The sequence below is a fragment of the Parasphingorhabdus flavimaris genome, from assembly GCF_013371215.1.
GTDB lineage: Bacteria > Pseudomonadota > Alphaproteobacteria > Sphingomonadales > Sphingomonadaceae > Parasphingorhabdus > Parasphingorhabdus flavimaris.
The window spans coordinates 377,402-402,427 of the sequence record NZ_JABWMH010000003.1 but is presented as its reverse complement, the minus strand read 5'-3'; the positions used below and the strand labels follow the sequence as shown (position 1 = coordinate 402,427).

The 25,026-nt window shown below is 56.3% G+C and carries 12 protein-coding genes; 2 read left to right on the top strand and 10 right to left on the bottom strand.

The annotated features are described in order from the left end of the window. Positions 1-65 precede the first annotated feature (65 nt). A complete protein-coding gene (locus tag HUO14_RS10805; protein WP_176279849.1) occupies positions 66-617 on the top strand; it encodes a hypothetical protein in 552 nt (183 codons plus the stop codon). A gap of 1 nt (position 618) precedes the next feature. Here HUO14_RS10805 and HUO14_RS10800 read toward each other — a convergent pair whose 3' ends face one another. From HUO14_RS10800 to HUO14_RS10785, 4 genes are all read right to left on the bottom strand, one after another. Beyond that, positions 619-2,892 carry a CHASE2 domain-containing protein gene (locus HUO14_RS10800; protein ID WP_176279848.1) on the bottom strand — a complete coding sequence of 758 codons (2,274 nt, stop codon included), beginning with the start codon at positions 2,890-2,892 and terminating at the stop codon, positions 619-621. A gap of 50 nt (positions 2,893-2,942) precedes the next feature. Beyond that, entirely contained in the window at positions 2,943-4,310 is a 1,368-nt protein-coding gene (locus HUO14_RS10795) for a FecR domain-containing protein (protein ID WP_176279847.1), read from the bottom strand. Positions 4,311-4,312: 2 nt separating this feature from the next. Continuing rightward, complete coding sequence (locus tag HUO14_RS10790; RefSeq protein WP_176279846.1) at positions 4,313-5,008, bottom strand: response regulator transcription factor; 696 nt, start codon at positions 5,006-5,008, stop codon at positions 4,313-4,315. Between the two features lie 513 nt (positions 5,009-5,521). Continuing rightward, positions 5,522-6,478, bottom strand: coding sequence for a tetratricopeptide repeat protein (locus tag HUO14_RS10785; RefSeq protein WP_176279845.1), 957 nt, complete (start codon positions 6,476-6,478; stop codon positions 5,522-5,524). A 216-nt stretch (positions 6,479-6,694) separates the two neighbouring features. On the opposite strand from HUO14_RS10785, the gene HUO14_RS10780 reads away from it, so the two are divergent. Continuing rightward, positions 6,695-7,981 (top strand): transglutaminase-like cysteine peptidase, encoded by a 1,287-nt coding sequence (locus tag HUO14_RS10780; protein ID WP_176279844.1) that lies wholly within the window; start codon positions 6,695-6,697, stop codon positions 7,979-7,981. Positions 7,982-7,990: 9 nt separating this feature from the next. Here HUO14_RS10780 and HUO14_RS10775 read toward each other — a convergent pair whose 3' ends face one another. From HUO14_RS10775 to HUO14_RS10750, 6 genes are read right to left on the bottom strand one after another with little or no spacing between them, the layout of a single operon-like run. Continuing rightward, on the bottom strand, positions 7,991-9,259 hold the full coding sequence (locus HUO14_RS10775) for an HlyD family type I secretion periplasmic adaptor subunit (protein WP_176279843.1): 1,269 nt from the start codon (positions 9,257-9,259) through the stop codon (positions 7,991-7,993). Then, the gene (locus HUO14_RS10770) at positions 9,256-10,359 is read right to left on the bottom strand and encodes a cell wall hydrolase (RefSeq protein ID WP_176279842.1); all 1,104 of its coding nucleotides are present in this window, start codon (positions 10,357-10,359) and stop codon (positions 9,256-9,258) included. The genes HUO14_RS10775 and HUO14_RS10770 overlap by 4 nt, the downstream gene beginning before the upstream one ends. Next, positions 10,356-12,500 (bottom strand): type I secretion system permease/ATPase, encoded by a 2,145-nt coding sequence (locus HUO14_RS10765; RefSeq protein ID WP_246255493.1) that lies wholly within the window; start codon positions 12,498-12,500, stop codon positions 10,356-10,358. Before HUO14_RS10765 ends, HUO14_RS10770 begins: the two co-directional genes overlap by 4 nt. Positions 12,501-12,552: 52 nt before the next feature. Continuing rightward, positions 12,553-13,950: a TolC family protein gene (locus HUO14_RS10760; RefSeq protein ID WP_246255492.1), complete on the bottom strand. Its 1,398-nt coding sequence runs from the start codon at positions 13,948-13,950 to the stop codon at positions 12,553-12,555. A gap of 16 nt (positions 13,951-13,966) precedes the next feature. Beyond that, positions 13,967-14,677, bottom strand: a complete 711-nt coding sequence (locus HUO14_RS10755; RefSeq protein ID WP_246255490.1) for an OmpA family protein — start codon at positions 14,675-14,677, stop codon at positions 13,967-13,969. A 45-nt stretch (positions 14,678-14,722) separates the two neighbouring features. Further along, complete coding sequence (locus tag HUO14_RS10750) at positions 14,723-24,730, bottom strand: DUF5801 repeats-in-toxin domain-containing protein (RefSeq protein ID WP_176279841.1); 10,008 nt, start codon at positions 24,728-24,730, stop codon at positions 14,723-14,725. Positions 24,731-25,026: the final 296 nt, after the last annotated feature.

The following is a 25,026-nucleotide window of genomic DNA, read 5'->3' as shown; positions in this document are numbered from 1 at the left end:
CTTCGTGACTTTAACAGGCTGGCGCACTATCAAAAGAGCAGAAAAAATTTCAGCTGGAGAAGGTGATGACCCGATCACTCTCATGGATATTGATTGGCGCACTGGCAGTTTCTGCCTGCGCCGGACCTATTGAGACCCGCGTCCAGACGCATCAGGTTATCGCGGCGGCGGCACCCAAACAATTTACCCTTTCGCCAAAAGATGCTCCGGAAAACCGCGATTTGGCGATGACCCGCGATCTGGTTGCGAAGTCATTGATCGCGAAGGGCTATCAGTCCGCGCCAGACGCATCGATATTGGTCCATGTCGCTCTCTCGGGCCGGGCGGCTGACATTGCGGTCGATGGCGGCGAAAAAGACAGTTCGCACACGATCGCGAGCGCCAAACAGCAAAAGCGGTTCCAGTCGTGCAAGGATCAGGAACACCGGTTGACCGTCAGCCTGTTCGATCAAGCACGCGGGACGAAGCTATATACCGGCAATGCCGCCGAATATCACTGCAAGGGTACGATTGCGCAATCTGTGCCGTTTCTGGTCGATTCCGCGCTTTCCGGATTGGATCGCGAATTGACCGAAGCTCCATCGAAAACGATCAGGACCCGTCAGGGCGTCGAATGATTCAGTCGTCCTGACTTTCGATCTCCGGCGCCAAGGGCAGAACCACAGTGAAGCACGCACCGCCAGACCGGCGATTTTCACCTCTGATATGCCCGCCGTGCCGTTCTATGACCTTGGCGACAAAATTCAGCCCGAGCCCTGCCCCCTTGATCGAAGAATGAGCCTCTCGGTCATCGCTGGCAAATCGTTCGAAAAGCTGACCCAGCATCTCATCCGACATTCCCGAGCCTTGATCAGCAACCGATACTGAAACATGAGGTTGCCGATCCAGCTCGGTAACCCTTATCGTGATTTCCACCTTGCCGCCATGCGGACTATATTTGATCGCATTATCGATCAGGTTGACGAACGAGCGGTAGAGGCTGGAGGGTTCGCCGCTGATAAAGGCCCCGTCAGACTGATCCTCCAGTTCACAGACAATGGATCGTGCATTGCTGAGCGGCCACAAGCTGTCATTGGCTTCTGCGACCAGTTCGGCGAGCAATATGTCCTCGCCTTCGAATTCGCTGGATTCGATCCGTGCCAGTCCGACAAAATTGTCTGCCAGGGCCAGTGTGCGTCTTGCGTGATCTTCGATCCGGCTTGTGGTGTCATCTGGCTCCTTCCCGTCCAGCAAGGCCAGAATGGCCGCCTGCGGCGCGCGCATGTCATGCGATAGCAATTCGAGCACTTCTTCCCTCTGCTGCGCTGCATGGGCTACTTCCGTTATGTCCGCGAGATAATGGATATGACCTCTGAGCACTCCGTCGTCCGACACGACCGGCGCGCGGCGCATCGCAAAAATCTGACCGTCAAGCGATGTGAAGTCGACATAATCATGTTTCGTCGGCCGGTTTTTCAGATCAAGATATTCGTGCACCCCCTGCAGATCAGTAGGCGAGACAAAGCGATCAAGCATGTCGTCCAGCGCAAGGTCCTGAGCGCCGTCCTCCATTCCCGTCTGCGCCAGGCGATTCACGAATTTCACCTTGCCGTCGAGATCGGTGATGAACATCGGGTCGGGCAAATTGCTGAGTGCGTCATTGATGAACCGCCGCAAATCACGAATATGGGAGATCGCGTGGGTCAGCTTTTCGGCTTGACCGGTGATGACATCAACAGGACCAAGATCAGGCCGCATGATCGGGATATCGACGCTCGATCGATGAAAATTCTGCAGCTCGCTGTCCATGAAGTCGCTGGTCGCCTGCAGCCGTCGCCACCCCCAGATCGGATAGACGAGAATAACGCCCACCAGGGCCGCTGCTGGAGCAAGCCAGAGTTGAAATTGCATCAAGAGCACGCTGGACAACAGAATAGCCAATATCAGGCCAAACGAGACGATAATCGTGGTCCTTGGTCGCCAGCGCCAGAAGCCGATCAGCAATATCCAAGTGGGAAGCAGCGATAGCGCCAGCTGCTGTGGAAAGGAAAGCGGAAGAACAAAATCATCCCGCGCAATCGCGCCGAAGAGATTGGCCATGATTTCAACACCGGCAAGGGTTCCTCCATCGCCGAGCGGCACCGGATATTGGTCCCCGAGACCGTTAGCCGTCGCTCCGATCAGAATGATCTTGTCCTGCAGGAAAGTGAGGGGGACCTGTCCTTCGGCCAAGGCGGCATAAGAAACAGATGTGTAGCTGCCGCGATCGGCGAAGGGCATCAACAGCCTTTTCTCGCAATCTTCCAGTCGATCATAAGCGGGGGATGGCTGTCGGTGAACCGCCCGATAGATCAGCTCGATCAGATGCGGCCAATCTTCCTTCGCCGCCTTGTCGCCAAAGCATAAGGCTGCACGACGGACCACGCCATCCGTGTCAATCGCCAGATTCACGTGGCCGATTCCCGCTGCGGCTTGGCGCAATGGCTCGATTGGCTGTTTAACATCATATTCCGCTCCATTGCTGCCGGGAAAGACAAAATGGAGCGGCAGGTACAGATCGCGATTGCCGGCTATCGACTGCGCCAACCGAGCGTCGTCCTCGGGGTCGCCCGGTTCGCTGAGTAGAATATCAAAACCGATCGCCGCGGGATCGCCGACGGCCAATTGATCGAATAGTTCGACATGCCTCTGCCGGGACCACGGCCATTTCCCGTAGGCTGCCAGACTGTCCTCATCGATTTTGACAATCAGAATCTCGGATGGTGGAGTCGGACGATCAATCGCTGACAGCTGGTCATAGACCAGGTTGTCCAGGCGAGAAAGGCTCTCCCAGGAAGTCAGCGCCGCAACCACACAGGACGCCAGCAACGCTACCGCCAGCCACTCCATAGCAAGACGCTGACGCAGCTTCATCGGTAATTGTGCCTCGGTAGAAGACTGATCAAGATTCGAAACCCGGGCAGCTAGTTGGCCACGGTCAATTTTTCAAAATCGGTCCATTTCTCGATCGCCTCATTGTCTTCCGGGTCCGTGGAAAACTGGATCACGCCCACGCGCCAGTAATATTCCCCGTCAGCCAGTTCCGACAAGGTAACAGTATTCGTCGAAAGTGCCGCTTCGTCGATGATCGGAATGGCTGTCTTGCTGTCCTTGACGATTTGAAGCCGATAGAATCTTTGGCCCTCGCCTTCACCGAACCATTTGAACCGGTAGCCGAAGTCCCCCGCATCCGCGCTGCCACCAAGGGTACTGAGCTGGCGCTTGAAACTATAGGTTGCCGGCATGCCTTCGAAACCGTCGGCAGCCAGAGCAGTCACCTTGGCAAAATATCGGCCATTGGGGATCGCTGGCAGTTCAATCACCGCGCCCATCTCCTGACCCTCGGCGACAATATCGACAAATCCGGCATCGGACGCAATCATGATGCGATGACCGATGGCAGAGGCGCGCGGTTCAACGGCAAATTGCAGCGCCGCATCCGATTGTACCTTCGCGGGGTCCAATAGCTCCGGCGGGGGCAGCAATTCAGCTTTGGCGAGCGCCCCGGTCGCCGTCGCTGCTGCGCCGGTACCCGCCGGTATAGCAACCAGATTACCGCTATTCAGGCTTTCCCCGGCCGCCACGACCACTTCGCCTTCCACCGTTTCCGAGAATGCTGTGCCCGAAATTTCATCAACCCGGGTGCGATAGTCGGTACCGCGTACAGCGGAAACCGCGACTGGAGTCCGGACCCGATAACGGTCAGCTTTCTTTTGCAACGGTGCAACTTTCGACCGGAGGCGGCCCATGTCGACGGCGATTTCATAATCGACGCTATCGGTAAGCAATATGTGGCGAAGACGGGTTATCCTGACATTGCTGTTGGACGGAATGGATACCCGGGAGCCATCTTCCAATTGGAGGGTCAAAAAACTCCGCGCGGCGGTTGTAATCCGGCTGCCTTCTTCGAGGTCAAGTCCCTGAACGGGCGTCAGGTTCTGCCCACCAGCCGCAATCGAGACATCTCCGCGAAAGGCGCTCAAACTGGCCTCGCTCGGACGATATTTCAGCAGATAGACAGGAATGAGAAGCGATTTGCCCATCGGAATCTGGCGTGGATTGGCGATGCGATTGATGCGCTGGACCGCAAGATAATCCGACCGTTTGCGCAAATATTTGGTGGCCAGGTCAAACAGGGTATCGCCGCGTTTGAAAATATAGGAAATCTGCTCGGAATCGCGACTTTTCTGGGCAGCAGATTGTTGAGGCGCGCAGGCCAGCGCAAAAATCAGAAAAGTGGCAAAAATACGAAGGCCCGATGGTGGAATGAAATTCCGCACGTCTCCAAACACTATTATCCTCCGTTGCCAAGCGTCTCCAATCTGTAGCCATAGCCGAAAACCGTGAAAATCCGAAACCCGTTTTCCGGCTTCAGCGCCAGCTTGGACCGAATGCGTGAAACATGCATGTCGAGGGTTCGCGTGGCGAGATGAGCGTTGGTGCGCCAGACGGTTTCCATAATATAGCGGCGTGACAGGGTCCGGTCACGATTACGGAACATCAGGTCCGCAAGTTCGAATTCTTTCGCGGTCAGGGCGATTTCCTTGTCGCCATGCCTGACCGTCTGTTCGATACGGTTGAGCCGATAATCACCATATTCAGCAGTCGGCTCCATCGCCGACGCGCCGCTATTTCTGCGCAACAAGGCATTGATGCGGGCTGCAATAACATTCTTGTCTTCCGGCTTGGTGATATAGTCGTCGGCCCCGGCGTTAAGCGCATCGCTGACATCCTGCTTGGCAGTCCGGCTGGTCATCATCACAACCGGCGGGCAATCTTCGACCGCGCTGGCCATCCATTGCAGAATCTCCATGCCGGTCTTGCCCGGCATATTCCAGTCAAGGATCACCAGGTCGAACGTGTCGCGCAACAATGCGTTGGTCAGGCTCGTTCCGTCCACATAGCCCGAATAAACATAACCTAGTCCTTCGACTATTTTACCCAAAAATTCGATAATTTCTGGATCGTCATCGGCTATCGCAATACGCATTAACATTCTCCCGGCGGTCGTCTGGATTCAACTCCGCAAACACTGCCTGTTCTGGTGGCTTCGTCCTATACGATTTACTATCCATTTACAGAAAGTTTACCAAATGCTTAGTTGTTGATTTACAATCATTTACATGTAGATTGAGAACATCGGGACAGAAAGTCGTAGAATGTCAGGACTTTACGGAATTGGCCGAATTATTCAGATTGAATCCGTCTTGCTCGGACACATCAATTCTAATGCTAACTGGCGCGAAACACTCGAAAAAACAGTCGTCGAAACAATGATTCTCGACCAAAATAATTCGCGCAAATTTACTCACACTTATCAATATCAAGACTCCATCCAGAAGTGTTTCGTAGCCTCCTGACTGTTTACGATATTTCATATTCAAAACCACAGTCGACTAAACCAAATTGGGTACAGTGAGAGCCGACGGGCAACATCCAATTACCTCTCGAGTGTTGGAAATAAATTGTTCCCCAATATGTCCAGCGAGGCAAATCGCAGGAATCATTCTGCACCCGCGACTTCAGGTCCAAGTATCTTTTTTGCCTCCTCGTGAAGGCCCTGGCGATTCAAGCTTGCGATCAAGCTTTCCCTGCTCTGGTTGGTCGCGGAATTATCTTTGCCCAATCGACTCTCCCGTCGGCTCCAAGCATGATAGAAATAGGACTCCGCCTCTTGAAATCTATCCTGTTCAAACAGGTTCGTGCCCAGCCGCTGCAGGCAGCTCATAGTGTCTTCGTGATAAGGGCCGCGGACCGCTGTTAGCGTCTTCAATGCATCACGAAGATAGGTTTCAGCTTCCGGAGCATCTTCGGCATTTCCGAGGATATCGGCAAACAGGACCATTAGCTTTGCGCTATCGGGATGATCCCGCCCTCGTGTTTCAACGCTTAAATGGATAGCGCGACCCAATAATTCCCGAGCTTTGTCCAGTTGTCCCAGCCGATCATATGTATAGCCCAGATTGGCGAGGCTATCGATTGTCGCAGCGTGCCGTGAACCGAGAACCAGCGTTCGGAAACGCAATACATCCTCATAATATGCCGCCGCATCTACATGACGTCCTTGTTCATTGAGATTGGACGCTAGGTTATTGAGGCTGGACAATGTGAAAGGATGATGTTCCCCCAGTTGAGTGGCATTGATCCGATAGGCGCTATAAAACAGCCGTTCCGCAGCAAAAAAAAATCCAGCCTTATGCAAAATGATCGCGTAGGATTTGTAGACACCGGCTGAGCTATGTCCGTTATTGTCCGCCACGCTTTTGACCATATTCAAGATCTGGTCCGAAGCATCTACCGCCGGCAAAATCTCAAGCTTGTCAAAGGCAACCTGGGATGATTTTCCTAAGCTGATTATTTTCTTCTGTAACAGGTCGCCGCCAATTTCCGTGGATGGAGATGGCGCTGAGGATTGAGCAGCCCATGTCGGGGATGCCCCAATCAATGCCAAACAAATCAAAAATTTATGCCTGACATTTGTACTTTCGGTGGTGATGATTTCTCCTCCTGTTTCGAAGACCCGAGATTACCAAAAAACTACCATGTTGTCAAAGGGGGTAGGCCCACATAACTAGCTGATAAACAGAGATTATTTGACCGTTAACCAGGCTTTTTCAAAGCTCACTAACTACATGTGTGAACCGAACTTTATTGCGGGTCTGACATGACGTGAGTGATGAGCATCTCACGATCCTTTTCTGGCGCGAAAAGCAGTTCGCTATCTGGCGGCACGACGGCTGCGCTGGCCAAATGCATGTGTTGGAAAACCGCCATCCCCGCGCTTATATTTCAATTGGCCCTGTCCAATGCCGCGATGGCCTCGTCCATCGACGTCGACCGGCATGATGACAGTTCATGCAGGACCTTTGTGAATCCGGTTGCCAGCAAATCCGAAGCGATACTGGGGCGGACAATGAGTGCATTGGAAGCCATACAGGCGAACCAGCGTGTGGATGCGGAACCAGCCTGCCGCGGCGCCTCGGCGATTTCATCCGAGCCGGCCGTGATTGTATCGAACCAACTGCCCCTTGCCGCGTTCAGCCCATTCGCCCGTTCTTACAATGCGGTAAAAATGTCGGCCATCACGACAAACCCACCCTGGCTGGCACAGGCGCTCGCCATCAGGACAAGCCCTGCAGTATTGAAACAGGCTCCAGCCATCCTGACCGAAGATCAGTTCCGCCAGCAGTCCGCGCCGTTTGCGCGTACTGCGTTTGCCAATTTCAGACTTCCCTTGAATCCCGTGCATTTTCCACCTCGGGAAACAACGCCCGTCGAGCCTTATGCGAGAATCGCAAGCGCGGAGATATCCGACGGGAATGAACTGCCGGCACCTAATGCTTTAAAAGAACCAAAATCTGAACGCGCTGTGATTACACCGTTCAACGGTAAACCCGATATTTTCGGCTCAGTGGCCTTGCGGGTCAGTCACACGCCACTGGACCGAAAATGGACCGGCGCGCAAAACAGCCGGGAAAGGACGATGGCCAGAGCCGCGTTGGTCCGGGCCGGTGGGACCGTTGATGCAAGCCATCAGGAAACGAATATTCGTGCGGTAAACCGGTGGATCAACGCCAATATAAAATATGTGGAAGATCGCAAACTCTACGGGCAGGCTGATCATTGGGCCAGTGTGGGCGCAACCTTGCGATCCGGACGCGGCGATTGCGAAGATTTTGCCATCGCCAAAATGCAGCTACTGCAAGCCAGCGGCGTAAAGGCATCCGATATGTTTCTGGTAATTGCCAAGGATCTGGTTCGCCGGGCCGATCATTCCTTGCTTGTCATTCGGGTCGGAAACCGGATGCTGGTACTGGACAACGAGACAGACCAGATACTGAACGCGGACGATGTCCGCGATTACCGGCCGATCATGAGCTACAGCGCCAACGGAAAATGGCTACACGGCTATCCGGCCAAGCCAAGCGGAACCCAGATCGCGTCGCTTGCTGTCGGCAGGTAGTCACACGCCTTAGCGTTCGGTCAGCGCCTGTGATCTCGCCCGCAGTACCGGCTTGAGCAAATAGCTCAATATGCTTTTCCGACCGGTGAGTATTTCGACATCGCAAATCATGCCGGGGGTGATGGGCAATTTTTTCCCGCCAGATTGCAGCCATGCCTGGTCGGTTTCGACGATAACGGTAAAATAGGCCTCCTGCTTTACTTCATCGTAAATACTGTCTGCCGAGACTTGCACGACATTGCCCTGCAGGCCGCCGTAAATCGAGAAATCATAAGCTGTCACTTTGACATTGGCGCGATCGTTGACCCGGATAAAAGCAATGTCGCTGGGCCGAACCCTCGCCTCGATCAACAATTTGTCGCCGATCGGAACCACCTGCATGATTTTTTCACCGGGCCCTACAAATCCGCCGATTGTGGTTATTTGCACATCGTTGACGATGCCATCCACCGGAGACCGAATTTCAGAACGTTCCAGGCGGCCCTGCGCCCCCCGAATGGATTCCTGATTTACTGCTATTTTTGCAGCAACCTGGCTGCGTTCGTTCAGCGCTTCCTGACGGAACTGGAGATTTGCTTCGGACAATTGCGCCTGAGCCTCCCGTACCGCCGCGCCTGCGCGCCCTACGCTTTGGCGCGCGGCTGCAAGCCGACCTTGCAAATCAACCAATTCGCGCTGCGCTGTCATCAACTCGGTTTGCGGGATAATCGATTTTGCCGCGAGAGGTTGCAAAAGATTTACCTGGTCTCGCGCCAATTTTACACTGCTCTGAAGACTGGAAACTGTCGCCTGCGCCTCGCTCTGGTCCCGTCGCCGTTGTTCAATAGCGGCAGATAGTCCGGATAATCTGGAACGCAAGGCTGCCTGACGAGTTTGTTGCAACACCGCTTCTTCGGCACAGGGCGCTCCGGGCGGACAGTCGCTAGCCGTGCCGCGACCTTCCTGCCCGAGACGTGCAGCGCGTGCGGACAGGGATCTGTTCTCGGCCTGGATTTGCCCGAGTTCCGAAGAGGAATCAGTATCATCCAGTCTCGCGAGCAATTGCCCCTTTTTAACCTGTTCTCCCGATCGAACGAGAATGTCGGAAACGGTCGACGGATCACTCGCCTGCACCACTTGCACCTTGCTCGAAGGTATCACGCGTCCCTGACCGCGGGTAATTTCATCGACCTGAGCGAGACTGGCCCAGACCAGAAACAGGAACAGGCCCAACGCTCCGATCAACAGGATACGTTGACTACCGTTCAACCGGCTCAGCGAAGACAGGAGCGATTTCATTGGCCGACGCCTTCCGAACCAGTTTTAGGGGCCGCTACCGGCGCATGCTGAATATTTGTCAATTTGGCGAAATTCCCTCTTGTTTCCGAAGGCTCCGGAATCCGCAATGTCCACCCCTTGTTGACGTCAAGCCGGCCGCCAACGTCGGTTTTCGCGTGACGGTCTGTCACGGCGGGTGCAACCGAAAGGCCTGTTTTCGCGAAATCGATAACAGCCGCGTCTTCGATCTCTTCGGACGGCTTTCTAATCAAGTCCAGCGAAGGAATATATTCGCGACCCGAATATCGACTGCTGAAAGCGGCTCGCTGTCCCCAGGCACCGGGCCAAGCATAGAAGATATGCGCTCCCAGCTGTTTGATTTTGGCGAGCTTGGGAGCCCAGTAAGGCGATACATAGTCGGCATGGTAATGGGTTGCCGTTCCTACGCTGGCTTCGACGAAGCCCGCAAGCGCGGCTTCTGCAACCGATCTTGAAACCGCCCAGGCAGCTTTTTGCGGTTTGCGAAACAAGGCACCGTCACAGGTGAAGCTGAATTGACAAACACGTGCCTGATGCCCCTGATATATGACACCGCATACCGACGAAGGAAAAGCAGGATGGCGCATGCGATTCAACACAACCTGAGCGACGGCACGCTTGCCACCAAGTGATTCAAAGCCCGCTTCGTAATAGATAGCCTGCGTGAGGCAGGTTTCGGCGCGCGCGACTTCGTTCGCGGCGATATCAACCAGTCGGAAAGGGCGAGCTGCGGAAACAAGTTGATCAGAAAATGGCAGCGCTTCGTTTGCGGCTTTGGCAGTTTCACCAGTCACAACGGCTTCCGCAAGCTCTCCTTGTGTGACTTCAATAAGCATTTTCTGTTCGGCTGTCCGTTTAGCAAACATCGTTGCTGCTTCCGGCATATTTTCGCCATCGGCATCAAGCCAGTTGAGGACCGGACCACTCCAGCGGTCATAGGTCGCCCAGGTTATCACGGCGATGGCAATCAACAGCAATAACAGGAAAAATACCGGCCGTTGGTCCGTGCTTTGACCGTTGTCCGAACCTATCAACGCTTCGCGTATTGGTTCAGCCGCTCCGAATTTGGATTGGTGTATCATGACAATTTCTCGCCATTACCGACCCGCGACAAAATTTCGTCCCGCGGGCCGTCCGCGACAATGCGGCCATGGTCCATCACGATAATTCGATCGACAATCGACAAAATCGCTTGGCGGTGGGTGGAAATTACCAGCGTCTGATCGGGTTCGAGCGCATTTTTGAGATGATCGATGAACTGGCGTTCTGTCTCGACGTCCATCGCGCCGGTCGGTTCATCAAGATAGAGCAGCTTAAACGGGCTCATTAACGCACGGGCAAGAACAAGGAAGCTGCGCTGTCCGCCGGACAAGCTCGCACCGCGCTCTCCGGTCAGCCGGTCAAAGCCGACGGCATCACGGGCAAGGAACTTGTCAGCACCGGATTTTCGCAATACTGCCATCATATGTTCCTGATCGCTTTTTGCAGCGCCAAGCGTCAGGTTTTCCTTGATGGAGCCGCTGAAAAGTTCGGAATCCTGGCCGACGTAACGAAAGACGGATCGCAGTCCGCGCGGGGGATATTGCCGGCTGTCCAGACTGTCGACCAATATTGCGCCGGACGCCGGTGGGTATAGCCCACAGATCAATCGGCCCAATGTAGACTTGCCAGAAGCAACACGACCGATGACCGCAACCCTTTCGCCTGGCCGGAACGTTACGTTCAGACCCGACAAGGATTCAGTGTCGGCTTCGGGATAGGCAAAGCTTACGTTGTCAAAAACAATCTCGCCAGCGCTGACCTCTGGCGTTATCGAGCGGCTACCCAGACCGCGTTCATCGACTTGCTCGGTCATCGCCTGAATACTGTCGAGTGTCAAAAATGCCTGGCGGCCCCGCGTCATCAGAAATGCCAGCTGGCCGACCGGGCTCAATGAACGCCCGGCGAGCATGACGATAGCGATGATCGCACCCATGGAAATGATGCCGGCATTGAAAAGATAAAATCCGCCGATAATCAGGCTGATGCTGGTGATCTGCTGGCACAGGGATGCCAGGTTGATCGCGACAGCGCCCAATCGTCGCATTTTTTCTTGCGTATCGGCGCTCATCTGCGCGTAGTTTCTCCAACGCGACAGCATCCGGCCTTCGGCGCCACAGGCCTTCAACGTTTCAATACCTGCGATGGACTCAACCAGCATCGAATGCTGCAGGCTGGAATCCGCCTGCGCTTCAAAAGCCGCAACCCCCATTTTTTGCTGCAGGATATAACCTGCAACCAGCATGATGATGATCATCACGACCGGTACCAGCGCCAGCCAGCCAGCCAGCACTGCAATCAGCGCGACGAATATTACCAGAAACAGCATGTCGATAATGAGAACAATGGTGGTGGACGCAAAAAAATCGCGGACAATTTCATATTCCGACACCCGGCGCACCATCGCGCCAGTACTACCGGAGCGGCTACCCAGCGGGATATTGACGATCTTCTCGAATAGTTTCTGCGACAATTTGGTATCAAGCTTGCGGCCGGTCTCATCGATAAGCCGCGCCCGCGCCAGCCGCATGCCAAATTCGAGAGTGAAGGCTAGAAAAACGCCGACGGCGAGCACCCAGAGACTTGCTGCCGCCTTGTTCGGAATGACCCGATCATAGACGTTCATCGTAAAAAGCGGGAGCGCGAAGCCAAGCATGTTAATAAACAGGGCCGCACCAGCAACTTGCTTGAATGCACCGCTTTCCTTGCGCATTTCATCCCAGAACCAATGGCTCTTTCGTGCAGCGTCCCAAGGCCGTTCATGTTGGCGAATTTTTGTAGCATCTGGCGCTACAGAGATTATCTCTCCATCATGTTCAGTCGCAAGTTCGCTGATTGATATCGACTGTATTCCATTCGCAGATGGCCGACAGACAAGAAATTCATCTTCGATTTTTTCCAGCACCACGGCAGCGTTACCATCCTGCAACGAAATTATCGCAGGCAGATTTTTATCCGAAAGTCGCGCCAGTTTGCATGTCACGGGAGTGGCTTTCAGGCCCAGAAGTTCGAGTGCCGGTTCTACCTGATGAAACGGCAGACAGCCGGCTTCGTCAACCGCCAGTCCCGAGCGCAGGATTGGCGCAGATGTTGTCTGACCGAAATGCTCGGCCAGAAACACCAAGCAATTCAGAACCTCGTCGCTACGACTTTCATCATTGCCTGGCATATCAGGCGTTTCCATGTTCAACGCAGGTTCCTTGTCATCCAACTACCAAATTACAACGCAAACAATATTATCTCGGATACCGACGATAGTCAGTTTCAGCTGGAGGCGTGGGTCCGACATTATAGCGCTCTCTGGCATAGGCTCGGGCCGCTTCCGGCGCGCCCAAATTCAGGGCTTCGAGCAACTGATTGGTCGCAGCCAGCAACTGGAACTCCGCAAACATTTCGGAAAAGCGTGCCGTTTCGGTTCGAACCTGCACATTATAGCGGGTGTTTTGTGCATCCAGCACATCGAGCAGCGAGCGCCTGCCAACATTAAACTGTTGTCGATAGGAGATCAGCAGGTCGTCGGAAACTCGACCTTGCTGGCTCAGTTCTTCCAGTAGCTTGCCCTGGGTGGTCAGACGGTTCCAGGATGTTCTCGCTTCGCTCTCAGCTTCACGGTCCATCTCATGCAGGCGGAAACGAGCCTCGCTGGCGCGCCGCACCATTTCCTGGACTTTCGCGCGATTGATACCGCCGTCAAATATGTTCCAACGCATGACAACCATCGCCATATAATCGCTGGTTCTCCCGCGGAAGCCGTCGACATCATCACCGGCTCGGGCTCTGGCTTCGACGCCAATTGTTGGCGCGAGATCGGCCTTTGCTTTCTGCACCATGGCGTGCGCAGCATCTACATCCGCCTTGGCTTCCTGCACCTTAGGGTTGCCCGTGCGGGCTAGCGAAACAGCATCAGCCAAGGTCGGAGCAACATTGGAGCGGCTCGAGCCAGGCATTGCGACATCGGAAATCGAGAGACCTGTAAGACTGCGGAGCGCAATCGTTGCATTCACCATGTCTTCCTCAGCCTCGGTCCGCCGAACGAGTGCCGCCTGCATCCGCTCTTCGGCCTGCTGCTGATCGGCGATGCTGATAGATCCCTGGCGTACGCCTTCGGAAAGATCGGTAACCAGGTTGCGGTGGAAGGTGATGTTGTCATCAGAAGCTGCAACAATCCGTTGTTGCAACAAGAGATCAAGATACTGCCTAGCGACCTGAAGGGCGATAAATTCTGATCTCTCTTCCACGCGCAACGCCGCACCGTCGGTGCGGGCTGCTTGACGTTTCAATTCGCCACTCCGGCGACCACCGTCAAGAATTGTCCACTCGCCGGAAATACTCAGTTCCGCCGGATAAAGTGTCTGATTGGCAATGCCAAGCGCGCGGCGAGTCACATTTTTCAGTTTGCGCGCGCCCGCCTGTCCCTCAACCGAGATGCGCGGCCAGAACAGACCCTGGGCCTGTTCCCGCTCGAACTCGATGGCTTCCTTGTTTTGAATCGCCTGATTGATCTCAGGATTGGATTCCAGAGCTGCCTCGACAGCCTCTACCAGTTCGACCGTTTGCGCCGATACCGGATTGGACGCCACGAGCGCCGATATAGCGGAACCGAAAGCCAACCATTTCATTTTACTAATTCTCATTTTTCATCCCCCCTGCTTAACGAGTTGCAGGCATTGCATTGATTTCTACCCGGCGATTGGACGGGTTGCGTTCGCCATCGAGCGTCTCGACCTTGCGTTCGGTTTCTCCCCGGCCATCTATTGTCATCGACGACGCAGAGATACCGGCGCCTTCCATCATCCGCGCCACCGCTTGCGCACGCTCGACAGAGAGTGGGAAGTTGTAGCTGTCGGAACCGGACCGGTCTGTATGGCCGATCACGGAAAAGGCGTTCCAACCGCAAACCGCGCTGTTTTCAGTAATCAGCGAGACCGTTGCCGAAGCGTCGGGTGGTGGTGCCGCCGAATCCCAGTCGAAATAGACATACATGGGCATTTGCTCGGTACACTGAATCTCGTTTACCGGCGGAGGCGGCGGTGGTGGCAACGGATCGCCAACCATGCGCAACGCGAATTTCTCGCACTTGCTGACGCTGTCGGCATCTTTGGTTCCGCTCTTCAGAAAACCCATCGCGATACCGCACTGGACCTTGGTCTCCGAAGCCCAATAATATCGGGAATCCGTTGATCTCAGGACAGTTTCGTCAAGCGTCGCCGCAACAGCAGCGTCGTAGCGGCTTTCCACTTCTCCGCGCAATTCGGCTTTGCCCAAAGACATCAAGGCGCCGTCCTGCGCCAGCGCCATGCCCGGGAATGCGATCGCACATCCGCCCAAAAACATGGTTAATTTTTCTATCTTCTTCTTCATTTTGCCCTCCGAAAAGTCGGTTTCCCAATCATTGATTCTTTTTAATTAGCCCGCCGCTTGGCCGGCATCCGCCATGTCGATATGCGTCTGCAGACCGTCTGATACGCCCGGAGACAGCGGTCCGGCATCGCCCATGACAAACATGTCCAGAATCTGCTCCGGAAGCGCCTGTTCCGGAAGATGCTCGATCGCTCCGCGACCGCCTTCGGTTTCATTACCGGCGAAGGCATCAATCACTGCGTCAATCGAAACAATCTCCGGTGAACCACCGTCAATCGCATCGGCGACGATCTCTTCAACAGTCGCCGGTGGCGTGTCGGGGGCCGCAATGTCGAGCTGCACCGGTGCGGGCGTTTCGCCAACGGGAGCCAGCGCTTCCACATTCATCGCAATGCCCATGTCGAGCTGCAGGCCGGAGGCGGGCTGGAACTCGCTCGCATCGAATCCGGGCTGCGCGTCGTTGCTGCCCGAGCTTTCCTCGGCAAACATCTCTTCGCCACCGTCGACCGCGGATTCAGCCGATGCTTCGTCAGATCCGCCGCTATAGTCACCGGACGCGGACGCTTGGCCAGCGGGGCCGGCTTCCTCATTCGCGGCCTGGACGCCATCGAGCTCGACGGCTTCGGGCTGTGATTGATTTTCAGCCGCCCCGAAATCCAGAGCTGCTTTATTGCCGATCTCACCAAGCGATGCATCCCTGCTACCGGCCGATTCCTCGGGTTGGCTATTTGCAGCCAGCAAGGTTGCAGCCAGCGCGATCTGCGCCGCTGCCGGTGCTTTCACTCCGGCCCGGGCCGCTTGCGCCTCGTTGGAATTGGCAAGCATGGTCTTGGCAGCCGGTGTTACCTCGGCATTTGCCGGCTCGATCAGCGCGACATTCTCACCCAGGCCATTGATGTTCTGCAGCATCAGGCCGCCATTGTCGTTGGAGGCCGGTTGGCCATCGGAATCCAGCGCCATGAAGACCGGTTCATTCTCGAAACCGAGGAAGTTGATCGGAGCGAGAGGGGCCAGAGTAGGTGCTAGCGACGCATCTATAAAGACGTTGAAATCGTCCAGCTGGGTCACATCTCCGTCGCCGTCCACTGCCGACACTTGGAATGGCAGATTGAGATCCTGAGGAATAATTTGTTTGGTAATATCCAGCGAGGAGAACCGCACGCCCTGACCGTTACCACCGATTCCTTCGATCAAAAGGTGGTTGAAGGATATCGTCGGGTCAATCAGAGTGGTCGTGCCACTGACAACAATGACCCCTGTTTCTGTCTGGCCGGTAACGGAGTTTGTAGCCGTCCACTGAATTGTCAAAGAGCCGTTGATATTGTTGTTACCCAAGGCCACCGAATCTATCAGATTCGGGTTGGACGCAGTCGGTTCGTCACCGACAATACCGGGATCGTGAAATTCCATGGTGAAGCTTTCACCATTGCCGACAAACTGATTTTGGATACCGAAGCCCTGGGTTGAGGAATTAATCCCTTCACCCGTTTCATTGTCGGTAAATTCGACATTACCGGCAGGCACTTCCAAAAAGCCATCCGGACCACTTGCACCCAGACCGAGCAGACTGATGGTTTCAGTCGATCCCGCATCCGGAGTTACCAGCGTAAAATCATATGTTCCGTCAGTATTGACTTGCAAGGTATACAAAATTTCACCGCTGCCATCGACGGTGGCTGTAAGCAGCGCACCATCTGCATTTTGCGTCACGGTGTTGGTCACACCGTCCAGAGTCGGCCCGGAAATATTGAAGCTGGCATGATCGTCAGCGCCCGGGGCATAGGTAAACGTGCCATTTGCCACTTGTCCTGCAGCGTTCGCGACCGTTTCATCGGAGAAAGAACTCAGCGTCGGCGCATCATCGTCAAAGCTTATGTTCAAAGTCCCCGATGCGCTCGAACCATCGGCATCCAGCACCGTATAGCCAAGCGCCGCAACCGGATCGACTGCATTCTCTTCGTTGGGACCAGTTGCATGCAGGACATTGTCGAGCAAGGTGACTTCATAAGCCCCTGTTGCGGAGTCAGTGACCTCGACCGTGAAGAGGTCGATCCCATTGCGCGCTCCACCGGTGATGGTCGCGGTCAACGTGCTGCCTGACCAGGCATAGGTAACCGTCTCCTGGCCGATGGTTGCAGTCAGACCGTCCATCGATGCAAAATTGATTGATCCAGCGCCATCGCCGCCGAAATTGTGGGTCAATATGCCGCCAAAGGTAGCGGGGTTATTGTCGCCATCGGCATTGGCATCGGTTGCGCCATCAATCGTGCTGAGCGGGTTGCCGCCAGCCAGACCATCATCGTCAACCAGAGCTGCGCTCGTGCCGGCGGTCGGAACATTGGCATCCAGGATCTGGAAGCTCACATTGGCGGTGGCCGTATCACCATCGCCATCGGTAACCGTGAAGGTGGCCGTCGTTGGCGTTACCGGGCTAATCGTTGGATTGTCAGCGGTAAACTCATATGATCCGTCAGCTTTCACGCGGATCATGCCGTCGCCAATATCCACCCAGTCGCTAAACTCGGCAGGGCCGGCCGTGAAGACGAGCGCTGCACCATTGACATGGGTAACGGTCGCACTGTCAGCGCCGCCCATGAAATCCAGCGTCCCCGAAACGGTGGCGCCTTCATTGACATTTTGCGATGCTTCGTTGGTTGCAGTCGGCGTATCATCATCAATCGTGATAACCACCGAACCCGCAGCCGTTACAAAATCGCCATCAAAATCGGTCGCCTGCAACAGGCTGCCAAGGCTGAGCACGATATCATTTTCATTGTCACCGGTCGCGTGATCGAGCGGTCCCGAAAGGACGAAGTCCCATGCGCCGGATGTTTCGTTCAAAGTGAATGTGAATACGGGATTGCCGCCAGCCGATGCCGTCAGGACATTGTTGACCACTGCATATGTCACGGTAGCTCCACCCGATGTCAGAGCCGGCAGACCGCTCGTGTCGGTCAGGAGCTGGTAAGTGAGCGGTGCATCTGCTCCGGCGTTGAACAGCGTGGTGACGCTGCCCGATACGTTTGTTATCACACCGGCAACATCGCCCGTGCCCCCCTCGATACCGCCCGCAAGGCCGTCTTCGTCGACGGTTCCTGTCGAATTCCCCGGGTTAGCCGATGGACCGTCATCATCAAATTTTATATTACCGCCAAGATCTAGCGATACCGTTTCAGATGCGCTGTCGCCATCACGGTCGGTGATCGTCGCGGTTCCCTCCAGCGAAACCAGACCGTTGCCGAGCATTGCCTGCTGCAGATTATAGCCGGAGCCGACTCCTGGAGTGTCGTGATCTATTTCGGCAAATTGCGTCAGCGTCACAACACCGGTTACGGCATCGGTTCCGATCGTGAAAATCGTGTTACCCGCCGTAATCGAGCCGGCATCCGCGGCTGTGGAACCAACGACGGTTCCGCTGACCAAATACAGGTTGATCGCGTCTCCGCCGCTGGTCAGGCCGGAAGTGGCACTGTCGACCACCAAGGCATAGGACCAGGCAATCGATCCCGCGCCATCGGCACCATAGCTGGATGAAGCGATCGAGAAAGCGCCGCCGAAATTGGCGGTCGTGCTTGCAATATCCTGATCCGTCGGATCGCCATCGGTTTCCGCATCCTGGGTTACAAGCATCACGGCAGTGGCCGCGTCAACAGCAGCATCAATGCTCGGCCCGTCATCCTTGAACGTCAAGGCACCGGTCAGATCAATTGCACCCGATGCTGTATCGCCGTCGCCATCGGTGGCGGTGGCGGTCAGCGTGATGAGGTTCGTCCCGGCCAATCCTGCGGATTGATCTGCCCCGGTGTCGGGCGTGTGCTCCACCGCGCGCAGCTGGTCGAGTTCGACGACACCGCTGGCGTTTACCGAAAGTGTGAAGACCACCCCGCCAGTAGCACTATAGCCTTCGACAATATTGCCATTGACCCGCAGAAGCACAGCTTCCCCGGTGGCAACATCGACCAGACCGCTATCGGCGTCCGTAGCGGATATTGACAGCGCATAGGTGGTTGTTCCCGCTCCGTCCGCGCCATAGGCGACCGTGAACGCGCCCGAAAGATCGGCGGTGGCATCCGTGCCAAGAGTGGTTTCGTCGACCATCAGCATGGCCGCGGTAGGCGTAGCGGTAACCGAAGGACCATCATCGGCAAATTTGACATTGCCGCCCAGGTCCAGAGACACAGTTTCGCTGGCCGTATCACCATCACCATCGGTGATCGTGGCGGTGCCGTTGAGCGAAACCAGACCATTCGCCAGAGTGGCCAGTTGAGCATCATAGCCGGAGCTATCACCCGGCAGGCCATGATCAATCTCGGCAAACTGGGTCAGAGTGACAACACCACTGGTCGCGTCGGTGGCGATCGTGAAGATCAGCTCTGCGCCAACGCGGCCTTCGACAACCGTGCCGTTAAGCGTCAGCGTGATAGGCACCCCATCGCTGGAGAGACCCGAAACGGCGTTGTCGACGACCAGTGCATAGGACCAGACCGTGCTGCCCGCACCATCCGCACCATAGCTGGAAGATGCAATCGAGAAGGCGCCACCGAAGTTGGCTGTGGAAACAGCTGTATCTGAAGCGGGACCAACCGTATCGGCATCCTGTGTGACCAGCATCACTGTGTCAGCATCCGATACAGCGGCATCAATGGATGGACCATCGTCGCGGAAGACAAACGATGATCCAATATCGGCGATGGCGGTGGCGGAGTCGCCGTCGCCATCGGTGACCGTTGCGGTCAATGTAACGAGATTGGCGGCAGACAGGCTTGCCGGATCGTTGGGATCCGGATTGGTGCCGTGCACAACCGCCTGTATTTGATTGAGCGTGACGGTTCCGTTGGCCGCTACCGTAATCGTGAATACGAGATCACCGCCTGTTTCGGTCCGGCCTTCAACCACTGTTCCGTTCAGCGACAATATGACATTCTGGCCCGTTGCAGTGTCTACAAGACCGCTTGGTCCGGCAATTGTACCAAGCGTATAGGTGATGGACCCCGCGCCATCCGCACCGAAGCTGCTGGCAAAGATACCGGCAAAACTTGCGCTTGCGTCGGTGCCCAGGTCGGTTTCGTCTACCACCAGCGAAACGGGCGGACTAACGACGCTTACCGTTGGCGTGTCATCATCGACGTTGATCTGCAAACTGCCCGCAGCAACGTCGCCATCACCGTCGGTCACCTGATAGTTGAGCGTGAAGCTGATATCGTTCTCATCGAGACCTGCGGCGTGATCAATCGCTGCATTCTGGGTCACCGTATAGGCGCCAGTGGCGCTGTCCAGCGTCACTGTGATCACGGTTGTCGCGCCCTGCTTGATCAGCAGATCGCCGCCAGAGATTTCATAGGTGAAACCGGTTGGCGGTGTGCCAGAGGCGAGCAAGGCCAGCGTGCCGCCGTCTGCGCCGAACACATGGTTCAGTGTACCGGCGGTGTTCGCCGTATCCGGATCAACGTCGCCGGTTCCGCCGGCATTGCCGCCAAGGGCATCGTCATCCAGCTGAACCGCCGTGTTGCTCGTGGTCGACGGAACATCGTCAATTATATCGACCGTGATCGTCGTTGTCGTTGTATTGCCGTTTGCGTCCTTGACCTCGATGGTGAAGGTTTCGACATTATTTTCGATGTTCGTACCGTTGTTGGCGGTCGCCCCGGTTACCGGCGTGGTCAGCGTATAGCTGTAGCTGCCGTCCGGATTGAGGGTAAGCGTGCCGTTGGAGCCGACATTGCTCCCGACAACAGTATAGCTATAGGGTCCGGTGCCGCCGGTAACATTATCGGCAATCGTGCCCGATATCGTTTCGGCATTGCTGGCAGGATCGCTGCCCACCGTATCAAGCGCGGCTTCGTTGACACTGACATCGTCGCTGCTTGCCGCGAGACCGGAGTCGTTGAGCGAGATCGTCAACGTGGTGGTAGAAGTGTCGCCGTCCCCGTCTGTAACCGTATAGACAAATGTGTCTGTCGCGCCGCCTGGAGGCACGCTCCCTGGCGTCGACATATAGCTATAGGTGCCGTCACTGCTTATCGTCAGCTTGCCGTAGGTCCCGTTGACAACAATGCCTACATTACCCGAAACCGCACTGCTTGTATCATTGCCGGTCGCGACGCCTGTCACGGCGCCGGAAGATGCGAAACCGTCGGCACCGGCTGAATCGCCGGTAACCGCATCGGTGACGACATTTCCGCCGATCGTTGCGCCTTCGGCGACGGTGGCGGTGTCGGCAACGGCAGACGGACTGTCGTCTTCTATGGTAATGGTCAGGCCTGTCGCATTGGTCGTGCTGACCCTACCGTCATCCGATGTCACGGGGACGGTGAAGACCAGCTGATCTTCGCCGGCCGTTTCAAAGCCCGCGTCGGCATGGTCGATCTTGCCGATCAAGCTAATCGTGTAATTGCCACTATTGTCGATAGTGATCTGGATAACGGCACTTCCGCTCGCCGATCCGGTCAGCGTCTGCGTTCCGACGCCGCTCCACGTGACAGCAGCGCCTGCCGAAGTCAGAACCGCACCGGGATCTCCCAGCGTTACTGTCTGCGCCTCGCCGTCGACATCGGTGATGGCGATCTGGCCCGTGAAAGTGGCTGCATCGGTCGTGTCGCTGCTTCCCGCTGCAGCAACGCCGTCGGCAATGCCGCCGAGCAGTCCTTCTTCGGAGACCGCCGCCATCGAAGCGCCCACTTGTGGAGCATCATTGGTGCCATTGATGGTGATGGTCAGGGTCGTGCTGGCTTCATCGCCATCCGCGTCGGTGATCGTATAGGTGAATATTTCGGTCAGCGTCTCACCGTCATCGAGCCCTTGAACCGCCGGGTCATTGTTGGTCAGCATATAGCTGTAGCCGCCATCCGCGTTCAGCGTCAGTTTGCCATAGGCACCATCCAGCGCAATCCCCAGAGTGCCCGCTACCAGGCCAAATGCAAGGCCGGTGACCGTCGCTCCGTCTGCGCCCTGGACATCCGCAACGCCGTCGGTACTGTTGGCATCGGCGCCGCCGATGCCGGTAAGCACATTCCCGTCGGCGATTAACCCGCCGTCTTCCTTGACCGAGTCAAAGTCGGCAAAGGCTGTCGGGACATCGTCGGAAACATTGATGTTGACCGTACCGGTGGCGGTGTCGCCATCGCTGTCTGTCGCCACCACCGTAACCGAGCCGAGTGCTTGCAGATCATCGGCGGTAAACACCGGATGGCTGTCATAATTGTCGTTCAGCGTTGCTGTTACCGTCGCAACATTTGCGGAAACCGAGAGAGACAGGGTGACGATGACATTCGTGCCATCGCTGCCCGTGATCGTGTTGCTGTCAACACGCACCCACGTCAGCCCACCCGACAAGGCGCTGAGATCCGTACCGAAAACGATCGAACTGATCGCATCTGATCCGGCAGTAAACGTGATGTTCCCGTCAACGAAGTCGGGACCCGCCGGCGTCGAACCGTCGGCCAGATTCTGATCATCAAGGGTCAGTGTTATCGGCGCGCCTGCGAGCGGATCGGCACCATCGGTGATCGATATAGGCTGCTCGGCCGTCGCGATATCGCCGTCGCCGTCGGTGATTGTATAGGTGAAGGAAGCATCGACATCACCGCCGCTCTGGTCGAGATTGGGGTTCGGATCGAATGTCCAGGCTCCAGCAGCCGTGAACGAATAGGTCCCGTTAGCCGTTACCACATCGGTTGTACCGACTGGGTTTATCGTCGTCGTAATGCCCCCGATCGTGACAGAGGTGACAACCGCGCCGTCAGCGCCTTGCGTATCATTGGCCAGCACATTGCCGCCCACGGTGCCCGGCGCATCTTCTGCCAGCGTTATCGCCAGATCGTCCAAGGCAATCGGTGCATCATCGATGATATCTATCGTCAAAACACCGTTCGAAATATCGCCGTCTATATCCGTAACCACTATGGCAAAGCTGTCGCTGGTCGCATCGCCGGAGCTGTTGTCGGCCAGCGTGTAGCTGTAGGTGATCGCGCCATTGGTGATGCCGGTAATGGTCAATGTTCCGAAGCTGCCGACAAAAGTCTGGCCGACAGCAGTCACGGCAACGCCGTCAATCGTGACAGTACCGGGGCCGTCCGGCGCATCGAATGTGATCGTTCCCGCCGTCGTCTCGCTATCTGCAGGTTCATTCGTGCCTTCCGGCTCAGCGCCACGATTGGGCAGGCCCGATTCTTCCACGATAGTGCCTGCGTCGCCGCTTACCGGCAGGGTCAGGGTGACAGGGCTGTCGGCAATGTCGATGGTCAGGGTGGTGACAGACGTATCGCCGTCCCCGTCCTGCAACGTATAGGTAAATATGTCCTGCACGCCGCCCGGGCTGTCGGGATTGCGCGCGTAGCTGTAGCTGCCGTCGCCGTTGAGGGTCAGAACCCCGTAGAGGCCGTTGACGGTGGTGCCGACCGTGCCGGCATCAACCAGCACAGTGCCCGTGTCTCCTGCCGCAACGCCGGCCACAAGCGCGCCGTCCGCGCCCTGGATGTCCGCGCCGCCGTCGGCTTCGCTATCGGTAATCACATTGCCGGTCGCAGGGCCATATTCGCCCGCCGCAATGCTGTCCGTGTCCATCACCGCAACCGGCGCATCATCGATAATCGCGATACTCAGCGTGCCGGAGGCGGAGTCGCCGTCCTGATCGGTGATCACGACAGCGAAATCGTCGCTTATATTGTCGCCCGACGTATTGTCGGCCAGCGTATAGCTGTAGGTGACAGCGCCGTTGGCGATACCGGTAATGGTCAAAGTGCCCGATGCACCTGCAAAGGTCTGGCCAATCGCAGTCACGGCCACGCCGTTGATGGTTACCGTTGCCGGTCCGTCGGCTGCATTATAGCTGATCGTTCCCGCAGTCGTTTCAAGATCGGACGCTTCGTTGGAACCAGGCGATTCCGCGCCACGGGCAGGCAGACCTTCTTCGTCGACCACCGCCCCCGCGTCGCCGCTTACCGGCAGGGTCAGGGTGACAGGGCTGTCGGCAATGTCGATGGTCAGGGTGGTGACAGACGTATCGCCGTCCCCGTCCAGCAACGTATAGGTAAATACGTCCTGTACGCCGCCCGGGCTGTCGGGATTGCGCGCGTAGCTGTAGCTGCCGTCGCCGTTGAGGGTCAGAACCCCGTAGAGGCCGTTGACGCTGGTGCCGACCGTGCCGGCATCAACCAGCACAGCGCCCGTGTCTCCTGCCGCAACGCCGGCCACAAGCGCGCCGTCCGCGCCCTGGATGTCCGCACCGCCGTCGGCTTCGCTATCGGTAATCACATTGCCGGTCGCAGGACCATATTCGCCCGCCGCAATGCTGTCCGTGTCCATCACGGCAACCGGCGCATCATCGATAATGGAAATAGTCAGATCGGCATTGGCGACGTCGCCATCTGCATCGACCACGGAAACCGCAAACTGGTCAGCCGTATTATCCCCCGATGTATTATCGTCCAGCGTATAGGTGTAACCGATGGAGCCATTGCTTATGCTGGTAATCGTCAGCGTGCCAAAGTTGCCGGCAAAGCTTTGCCCGACAGCGGTGATAGCGACTCCGTTGATCGAAACAACTGCCGGGCCATCGCCGGGATTGAATATAATAGAGCCGACGGTGGTTTCGCCATTGCCAGAAGCATTTGTTCCTTCCGGTTCGCTGCCGCGCGCAGGAAGACCGGATTCGTCGACGCTACTGGAGGCATTGGTAGCACCGGTCGGATTGTCCGGTGTAACGATGATTGCGGCCGGCAGCTCGTCTTCCTCATCCTCGGGTTCGAACGGGAACAATTCATCCTGCTCGAATTCCGGAAAAGAAAGTGCGGTCGGCGGCAACAGATCACCCAATTCAAAGGGGTCGCCGATATCGCCCACCGGATCGGCAAAATTACCGCCCGAACTTTGCGGCGGACCAGCAGCAGGCTGTGGTTCGTTGCCGACCAGCAAGGCCGCCAGATTGAGAGGAGGAACAGACACGCCGTCAATGACGAACTGAGGGATGAACACCGCGCCGTCAGGGATTACCATATCGCTTCCGTCAGGCAGGCTGATCACGAGATCGCGGCCGACTACCCGAATGTCATCCAATTCAACGCCTGCCGGCAAAATGACCGTGTTTTGCGTCCCTGCCTGGAGCATCGGAATGGACCCTGCAGCCTGAAGACTAACCGTTGAGCTAAACGAAGCTTCCCCAACATAACTTCCGGGCTCCCGGACATCGTTTTGGTCTGGGGTGTCGAAACCTTGGTCCAGGCTATTGTGCTCGAAATCCATATTAAATTCCCGTCAGGATGAGTTGCTTGATAGCTGGCGAAGCAGAAAAGCTTCGGGAGAAATGTCCCGCGAGGGTGCCGGCTGCTTTCGTATCGGATAGACTCTCGCCG